2 protein-coding genes and 1 pseudogene are annotated in these 8,361 nt (G+C 71.7%); all 3 read right to left on the bottom strand.

Annotated elements, in window-relative coordinates; all coding sequences use genetic code 11:
* Positions 1-551: pseudogene (locus EO139_RS04280) on the bottom strand (exodeoxyribonuclease V subunit alpha); the annotation flags it as partial.
* Positions 552-771: 220 nt separating this feature from the next.
* Complete coding sequence (gene recB / locus EO139_RS04275; RefSeq protein WP_126969448.1) at positions 772-4,896, bottom strand: exodeoxyribonuclease V subunit beta; 4,125 nt, start codon at positions 4,894-4,896, stop codon at positions 772-774.
* Entirely contained in the window at positions 4,893-8,297 is a 3,405-nt protein-coding gene (gene recC / locus EO139_RS04270) for an exodeoxyribonuclease V subunit gamma (RefSeq protein ID WP_126969446.1), read from the bottom strand. The genes recB and recC overlap by 4 nt, the downstream gene beginning before the upstream one ends.
* Between the last annotated feature and the right edge of the window lie 64 nt (positions 8,298-8,361).

Raw genomic sequence — 8,361 nt, 5'->3', positions numbered from 1 at the left:
GGCAGGCCCGGACCCTCACCCGCCCTTCGGGCACCCTCCCCCGGGGGGAGAGGGGTTGGGTCCACGGGATGAGTGGCTGGGGTCGGGTTTGGGAATAGCTGCGCGAACAGCGGTGCCAGCGTGGCGGCGTCGAAGGGCGGCGGCGACTGGACGGCGATGCGTTGCAGGCCCAGCGCCAGGCGGCGTTCGTACTCGCGGTAGCGGCGCAGGTAGAGCAGGCCGTGTTCCAGGACCAACGGGCAGTCGGCGGCGGCGGGGTCTTCCGGAGCCGGTTGGTCGACCCAGCGCGAGGCGGCCAGGGTGCGTTGCCAGTCGGCGGGGTCCGGCAGTGCGGGCGATGGGCCCTCGCGCGCGTCCAGCAGCATGGCGGCGCGGGCGGGGTCTAGCCCTGCGTGGCCGCTGGTGACGGCCAGGGAGGCGAGCGCGGCGCCGGCCAGGACCTGGGGGTCGGTGTCCGGGGCCAGGCGTTGCAGGCTTTGCGCGAGCGCCAGATCCAGCGGGCGTAGCGCGTCGGCCTTGATCAGCGCGCTGAAGAGGTTTGGCTGGTTCATGGGGTGGACGCCTGGTGGGCGGAGGCGCCTCGGGCGAGTCGATCGGCACGTTTCTGACCCTGTACGACACCCTCACCCCGGTCTCCGCTGCATATCCCGGCCCGCGCGGCGTGGTGCAGGCATTGCCAGGCACGCGCGCCATGGCGCGCAAGCGGTGTGTGCTCGCCCCGAGGGGCGCGCGGCTTGCGCACAGCGCTGGGCGGGAGTGCGGTCTGTTGGGTCATGGCTCGGATGCTTCGGCGGCGGACCTGCCCTCACCCCACCCCCTCTCCCGGGGGGAGAGGGGCGCTTGCCCGTCGGGGGAAAGGGGCGCTGCTGCGTTGCTGGACAGGGGCTCGGTGGGATTGCCGGCGAACAGGGCGTCCAGGGCCTGGACCAGGGCCGGGTCGAAGCGCCAGGCGTGGATGCCGGGCGCAACGCAGACGGATGCCGCTTGGATGCCGGGTGCGGGCGCGTCGGACATGGCGTCGCTGGCGACGGCGTCGCGCGCAGGGTCGGAGCCGGAGCCGGAATTGGCTGCGGCATCGCGGGCGCGGTCGGAGCCGGGGTTGGCCTCGGCATCGCGGGCGCGGTCGGCGCCAGGGTCGGCTGCGACGTTGCCGGAGGGGTCGGAGCCGGGGTCGGTTGCGGCGCGGCGGGCAGGGTTGAAGCCGGGGCCTGATACCGGGTTGCGGCTGGCGTCCAGGCCGCGGCAGAACAGGTAGCGCACGCCGCCGAAGTCGCGGGCGTAGTCGTAGGCCTCGCCCAGGCGGAAGCGCAGCCAGCGGTGCAGCGCGACGGTATAGATCAGCGCCTGCAACTCGTACTCGCTGTGCGCCATGGCGCGGGCCAGGGCGTCGGCGTCGTAGCTGGGCAGGCGGTTGGACTTGTAGTCGAGCACGTACCAGCGCCCCTCCACGGTGTAGGTGAGGTCGATCAGGCCGGTCATCAGGCCTTCCAGCCGCTGGCGCGCGCCGAAGGCCTGGCGCTCGCCGACCACGCCAAACCGGTGCAGCAGTGCCAGCAGTGCCTCGACGCGGGTGGGCCGCATGGCGAAGTGGAATTCCATCTCGTTACGGCGCTGCGGCGCGGGCACGGCGGCCAGGGGGGTGCCTTCGGGCAACATCACGGTGAGGGTGTGGCCGATCAGTGCGGTGAGCATGGCCAGGCCGTCGTCCCATTCCTTCTCGACGTAGCCGCCGCGTTGCAGCGCCTCGAGGATGGCGGCGGCCTGGCCTTCGGGTGCGGGTTGGCCTGGCTGCCACGCCTGCCAGGTGGCAAAGTCGCAGCGCTCGAACACGTCGTGCATCACCACGCCGAAGCGGTTGCCGGCAAAGCGCGGGTCGAAGGCGTCGACCTCGGTGGCCACCGCGATCGCCTCGCTGCCGGCCGGCTCGTCGCTGCCGCCGCTGCCGACCACGGTGGCGCTGGCCATCGGGTCGGTGGCGGCGCCGGCATCGGCATTGGCCAGCTGGGTGAAGCTGTAGACCCACCAGTCCGGGGCGATATGCCGCTGCGGGGTACGCGCGGGCGGCACCTGCGCCTCGAGCGGCGGCGGCAGCCGCGGCAGGGTGGCCGGCGGCGTGGACGTGTCCACCACCACCGCGCCCTCGCCGGCCGCGCCCTGCAGCGCGTCGAGCGCACGCAGCATGCCGGACAGGGCGGTGCGCTCGTGCTGGTGGAACGGGCCGCTGGCGATCCACAGCGCGTGCTCGGCGCGGGTCAGGCCAACGTAGAGCAGGCGTGCGTCTTCGGCGCGTTGTTCCTGCTTCCAGGCCGCTTCGGCGGCGCTCCAGCTTGGGTCCTCTTTGTCCGTCTTCCAGTGCAGCTGGCGGCCGAGCTCCGGCGCATGCACCACGCAATGGCGGCCGGCGCCCTTGTCGCTGCGGCCGATGCCGATGTACGGCAGGAACACCAGCGGATACTCCAGGCCCTTGCTCTTGTGCAGGGTGACGATCTGCACGCGGCGCGCGTCCGATTCCAGCCGCAGTTGCTGGGCTTCGTCGTTGTCGTCGGCATTGGCGATGCGGCGCGACAGCCAGTCGACCAGGCCATGCGGGCCGAGCGCGCGGGCGTCGGCTTCCTGCAGCAGTTCGGCCAGCTGCAGGTAGTTGGTGAGGCGGCGTTCGCCATCGACCAGGGCCAGCAGGCGTTGCCCGTGCGCGGCTCCCAGCTCGCCGATCAGGGCCAGCGGGCCGCCGCGTTGCCAGCGCTCGCGCCAGTCCAGCGCCTGTTGCTGCCAGCGGCGGTGACGCTCGCCATCGTGTGCAAGCGCGGCGATGGCGGCGGCGTCCGCGCCGATCAGCACGGTGGCCAGGGCGGCGCGCAGGCGGCTGTCGTCACCCGGGTCGAGCAAGGCCTGCAGCAGGGCCAGCAGCTCCAGTGCTTCGTCGGTGGCGAACAGGCTCTGTTTGCCGGCCGCCACCGCGGGGATGCCCACCGCGCCCAGCGCCTGTTGCATGCGCGTGGCCTCGCCGTGGCTGCGCACCAGCACGGCGATATCGCCGGCCTGCACCGGGCGCGCGTTGATGGTGGCGGTGCCGTCGCGGCCACCGGCCAGCCAGCCGCGAATCGCTGCCACGCAGGCGGCGGTGGCCAGCTCGCGGGCGCGGCCGGCGCTCCAGGGTTTGGGCTTGCCTTTCGCAGGCGGCGGCGGTTCCGGCGCACGCCACAGCGTCAGCGCCGGGGCGGCGGCGCCATCGCGTTGCAGGTCGGCATCCACCCGCTTGGTGCCGGGCCGCACCGGGTGGAAGGCGATGCCATCGGTGAGGAAGGCGTCGGTGTAGCCGGCCTGCGCGTACAACGCGTCGATGACCGCCAGCACGCCGGGGCGCGAGCGGAAGTTGTGGCTGAGCGGCGGGGCGAGTTCGGCAGTGACGGCGGCGGCCAGATAGGTGCGCACGTCGCCACCACGGAAGCCGTAGATGGCCTGCTTGGGGTCGCCGATCAGAAACAGCGCCGGCGCCAGGCCAGCCGCGCGCGCGAGCGGGCCTTCGCCGAACACATTGGAGAAGATCGCCCACTGGCGGTCGTCGGTGTCCTGGAATTCGTCCACCAGCGCGATGGCGTATTGCGCGCGCAGCCGTGTGACCAGGGCGCCGGCCTGCGCGCCTTCCAGCGCGTGCGCGACGCCATCGACCAGGTCGTCGTAGGTCTGCACGCGGCGCTGGCGCTTGAGCAGTGCCAGCCGCGCGATGGCGTCCTCGCGCAGGGCGTGCAGCAGGCGGATGCGGCGACGTGTGCGCCATTGTTCGACACGCGCCAGCGCGGTGAGATAGCCGTCGATCTCGTGGCTCAGCGGCGAGGCCGGGGTGCGCTCGACGAACTTCTTGTTGGTACCGGCGGCCAGTTCCGCGGCGGTCAGCTTGATCAGCTTGGGGTGCGGGGCGGTGTTGACCGATGGCGCGGCGGCGAAGCTGTCGAACCAATGCCACAGCGATGCCAGCCACTCCGGTTTGTAGCTGACCTTGCTCAGGATGCCGCCGTCGATGGCGGCCATCAGGGCGTCGAAAAACGCGGTGCCATGCGCCTGGAATGCGGCGGCCAGAGCGGTACTGGTGTCCTGCACGGCCTGCAGCAGCGCAGCGGAATCGTCGTTTGTCGTGGCGGCCGCCGGCAGCAGCGTTGGATGGCGCACCAGTGCGCGCAGATCGCTGGCCAATGCCTCCGGGCCGCCCGACCACAACGCGATCAGGTCTTCGGCCATCGCCGCATCGGCGGCGCGCTGGCGCCACAGGTCGGCGGCGACTTCGCCGAGCAGTTCGCGGTCGTTGGCGAGCAGTTCCGGTGCGGCAAAGGCCTGGCCGCTTTCCAGCGCATGCTCGCGCAGCACGCGCGCGCAGAAGCCGTGGATGGTGAACACCGCCGCCAGGTCGATTTCTTCCACCGCCTGTTGCAGGCGGCGGCGCAGGGCGGCCGGTGTTTCGGTGCCGCTGGCCAGATGAGTGGCAAGGATGGCCCGGGTGAGCAGGACATCAGGCGCGTCCTGTAGGAGCGGACCTGGCCGCGACGGGTCGTTGGCGAAGTCGGTCGCGGCCGGGGCCGCTCCTACAAGAGCCGATGCGCCATTGGGCGCCGGTGTTGTGGGCAAGTCGGTCGCGGCCGGGGCCGCTCCTACGGGGGTCTCGGGGACCAGGGTTGCGGCCAGCACCAGGCGCTCGCGGATGCGGCGGCGCAGTTCCTGGGTGGCGGCCTCGGTGAAGGTGACGGCGAGGATCTGGCCGATGCGCAGGCCGCGCTCGACCACCAGCCGGGTGAACAGCGTGGCCAGGGTGAAGGTCTTGCCGGTGCCGGCGCTGGCCTCGATCAGGCGCACGCCATGCAGCGGCAGGTGCAGATACGGGTCGGTGACGGGGCTGGCGCTCATTCGGCCTCCTCCTGCGCGCCGTGCCAGTGGCGCCAGCTCTCGACCAGGCGCTGCGGATCCAGCATGGCGTCGGCGTTGCCGCGCTCGAGCAGGTCGTACACGCGGTGGCTGGTGGTGGCGAACTCGGCGAAGCGCTGTGCATCGGCGAACGGGTCGCGGCCGCGGTTGACCAGGCGCAGTTCCGGGCTGTGCGATTCGCTCCAGCCGAAGCTGGATTGCCACTGCCCGGCGGCATCCTTGATGGCCTTGTCCAGGTCGTCGCCGCGCGCGGCCTGGTGGTATTTCCAGCTGCTGTAGGGCGCGAAGGCCAGCGGCGCCTGCAGGCCGTGCCGATACAGCTGCAACAGTGCGGCCAATGCAGTTTGCGCCTGCGCCTGCGACAGCGGTTCGAGGTCGATGGGATGCGGGCCTAACCCGTCTTCGTGTTCGAAGAAGCGTACATACGGCGCATGCTCGCCGGCAGCGCGCAGCAGCAGCCATTCCAGGCCGTGGCGGATCGCGCTGCGGCCACTGAGCGCGCCGACTTGCACCCGCCCTACCCCCCTCGCATACCAGCCGGGCACGCGGCCGTGCACCTCGACATCGCCGATCTGCACCTGCAGCCGGTGCGACTGCGCCGGCGCCTCGCCGCGCCATTGCCGGAATGCCTCGGCATACGGGCGCAATTGCGCCACCCGCTCATCGAGCTGGCGTCGCCCCAGCGGCCCGGACGGTAGCAGCGCACGCGCGCGCAGGCGCTCGTAGAGCCGGCCGGTGTCGCCGGCCAGTGCGGCGTCGAACACCTGCTGCTGCAGGCCGTATTGGTCCAGCCCGCGCGTGGGCGCCAGCAGCGGCTCCAGGTCGCTGTCTTCGCTGGCCGGGTCGGGCAACCGCATGCCCAGACGATGGCGCAGGAACTGCCCGGCCGGGTCGGAAAACAGGCGGCGCAAGTCGTCGATCGAGACGCTGCCCGGCACTGCGTTGTCGTCGGCCGGCAACGCACCGGCCACCCACGGCGCGAGCGGCTGGCGCTGGCCGACCAGGCTGTCCACCGAGGGTCGCCATTGGCGGCGATAACTGAAACGGCGCGGGTCGGCGCCGTGGTCGCCCGGCGCACCGAAGGCGGCGGCGGCGAAGGGCTGCAACGGGTGCTCCACCACCAGCGTGGCGATCGCCTGCGGGTCGGCGTGGTACTGCGCGGCGCTGCCCAGCAATTCGCTGACCAGCACCGACGGTTCGCGCGCGCTGCCATCGCGCGCATCGGCGCCGAGATAGCTCAGGTAGAACACCTCCTGCGCGGAGGCGAACAACTGCAGAAACAGGAACCTGTCGTCCTCGCGGGTTGAACGATCGCCATGCCGGCGGCGCTCGGTGCCCAGCTCGGCCGTGAGGCGATTGAGCCCGGCGGCCGGGTCGCGGCGCGGGAAGTCGCCATCGTTCATGCCGAGCAGGCAGATCACGCGGAACGGCAGCAGGCGCATCGGCACCATGCGGCCGAAGCTGATGCCGCCGGTGAGCAGCGGCGCGCGCGTGTCCGATTCGCCCAGCACCGCAGCGAAGTGCGCGCGCACCACCTCGGCCGGCACCTTGCCAGCGTAGTCGGCGCGCACCGCATCGCGGGCGAACTGGTCGATCAGGCTGCGCAAGCGGTCCAGCGCGCGCTGCGCGCGCGGTGCCGAGGGCGTCTTTGGAATCAGCTCTTCCAGCAGGCTGAGCAGACGCTCACGCCACTCGACTGGCGTCATCGCCTTGGCCAATACCGACTGGTGGCGTTCGAGCACGCCCAGCAAGTGCAACAGCGTGTCCAGTGCGGCCAACGCGCTGCCTTCCAGCTGCGGCCAGGGCGCCACGCCCTCGATATCGTCGTCGGCGCCGCTGGCATGGCCAAGCAGCAGCCGGTCCAGTGCGAAGCGCCAGGTGTAGGCATCGTCGCTCGGTGCCTGGTGCTGGTGCCGGTGCGCCGCATCCAGCCCCCAGCGCGCGCCGGCCGCGTGCAGCCAGCCGCGCAGGCGTTCCAGCCCGGCTTCGTCCAGGCCGGCGGCCTCGGCGATCGGCGCGCTGGCCAGCAGGTCGAGAATCTCGTGCAGGCCGAAGCGTGCGATCGGCAGGCCGAGCAAGGTCAGGAACACCTCGGCCAGCGGCTCGCTGGCCAACGGGCTGGCATCGGCCAGCGCGTACGGCAGCGCGTCGTCGTTGCCGTGGCTGCCGAACACCGCGTCCAGGTACGGCACGTACGGGTCGATGTCCGGCGACAGCACCGCGATCTCGCGTGGCTGCAAGGGCGGGTCGAAGCGTGGGTCGTCGAGCAAGGCGCGCAGCTGGTCGTGCAGTACCTGCAGCTCGCGCAGCCGCGTGTGGCAGGCATGCACCTGCAGGCTGGGGTCGTGCAGATTCACCGTCGGCAATGCGGCGGGCACGCCTGGCGCGCGACGATGGAACAGGTCGCTCTGCATGCGGCGCAGCAGGCTGTCGCCCAGGCCGCCGCCGGCCAGGGCGCGGCGGCCGGACTCCAGCGGGTCGGCGTAGACGGCGATCTCCGCCAGCGGATGCACCACCTCGTAATCGCCGACCAATGCCATGAAGTCGCGCCCGGCCGCACCCCAGGCCTGCAGCAGCGGGTTTTCCTGTACCTGCTCGGCAAACAGCTGCACCGCGCCGTCTTCGCGGCGGCGTTGCCACAGGGTCTGCAGATCGCCCCAGTACCCTTGCGTGGGCGTGGGCAGATAGAAATGCAGCGTGCCCACGCGCGCCTGCGTGGCCAGCACGCGCAGCACGTCGGGCGAAATATTCAAGATGGCGAAGGCGAACAGGCGCCTGGGCAAGCCCTGCGGCAGCGGACCGTCCGGGCGCACATAGCGATCCAGGTACTGGCCGATGCGGCGCGCGCGGTATTGCCGGCCGGCGGCGATGCTGCGCCACAGGCGCGCCTGCGGGTCATCGGGGTCGGCGCCGCCTTCCCAGCGCAGCAACCAGTCGCGTCGCCAGGCCTGGTACTTCTCGAACACGTTGCCCAGCTCGCCGGCCAATGCCCAGGGCTTGAGCGCATCGCCGTCGGACAGATAACCGGCCAACGGCGCCAATGCCGCATCGCTGCCCAGGTCGGCCTGCAATGCGGCATACAACCGCCACTGTGTGGTGGCCATGTCCAGATCGTCGTCGGCCGGGCCGAGATTGCACTCCAGCGCGCGCGCGACGAATTCGCCGGGGGTGAGGAATTCCAGGTTGGCCGCCACGCCGTGCTCGGCCGCCAGCGTGGACTGCAGCCAGCGCCGCATCGCCACCTGCGGGATCAGCACCACCTCCGGCTGCAGCAACGGCTGCTCCGGCACCGGCCGGCGCAGCTCCTGGGCGAGCAAGGCGGCCAGCGTATCCAGCGCATTTGAGGGATAGAGGCGGAAATCGGGCGCGGAAGTGGCGTGCATGCGTGCGTGCATTGTGCCGGATGCGGCCGTGCTGCGCTGTTTGCCGAGGATCTGCATGCAGCGG

The organism is Xanthomonas sp. BRIP62411, assembly GCF_003993525.1.
In the GTDB taxonomy this organism is placed as follows: domain Bacteria; phylum Pseudomonadota; class Gammaproteobacteria; order Xanthomonadales; family Xanthomonadaceae; genus Xanthomonas; species Xanthomonas euroxanthea.
The sequence above is the reverse complement of the archived record's forward strand: the minus strand, read 5'-3'. Positions and strand labels throughout refer to the sequence as shown.

Excerpts from the sequence above, each read along its gene's own strand:
- recB (WP_126969448.1), bottom strand. The coding sequence starts at position 4,896 with ATGAGCGCCAGCCCCGTCACCGACCCGTATCTGCACCTGCCGCTGCAT.
- recC (WP_126969446.1), bottom strand. The coding sequence starts at position 8,297 with ATGCACGCCACTTCCGCGCCCGATTTCCGCCTCTATCCCTCAAATGCG.